Source organism: Alcanivorax sp. HI0044 (assembly GCF_001634945.1).
Map to the genome: position 1 here is coordinate 1 of NZ_LWEZ01001008.1, position 628 is coordinate 628.

At 53.2% G+C, this 628-nt stretch carries 1 protein-coding gene; it reads left to right on the forward strand.

Going from position 1 to position 628, the window contains the following annotated elements; all coding sequences use genetic code 11:
• Positions 1 to 207 precede the first annotated feature (207 nt).
• On the forward strand, positions 208 to 628 hold a 421-nt coding region (locus tag A3730_RS11910; protein ID WP_231883941.1), incomplete at its 3' end, for a glutamate--tRNA ligase family protein.

The following is a 628-nucleotide window of genomic DNA, read 5'->3' on the forward strand; positions in this document are numbered from 1 at the left end:
GTCCAGTTGCAGGGTGATTTTGCCGTAAGTTGTTGTCAGCAACACTTTCATTGATGTTTCTCCGCAGGGTCGGACCCGTCAGTTAACGCCTATTTTGCGTGCAGAGGGGCCCTGAGTCTTTGACTGTTGGGGGGGCTACAGTACACTAGCGCACCTTCATTTTCACCGTACCCATTTACCGTATCTCTATCCGGACTGGCCCAGGCAATGAGCGAAACGAAAGCGCCAAGCAATTTTATCAGACAGATCATCGACCGTGACCTCGCAGAAGGTAAAAATGACGGCCAGGTGGTTACCCGTTTTCCGCCGGAGCCCAACGGTTACCTGCATATCGGCCATGCGAAATCTATCTGTCTCAATTTTGGTATCGCGGAAAGCTATGGCGGTAGCTGCAATCTGCGCTTCGACGATACCAATCCGGAAAAGGAAGAGGACGAGTACATCCAGTCCATCAAGCAGGATGTGCAGTGGCTGGGGTTCCAGTGGAACGGTGAAGAGCGCTTTGCCAGTAACTACTTCGACCAGCTGTATGACCTGGCGGTGGGCCTGATCCAGAAAGGCCTGGCCTATGTTGACAGCCTGAGCCCGACGGAAATCGCTGAATACCGCGGTAATTTCACCACGCCTG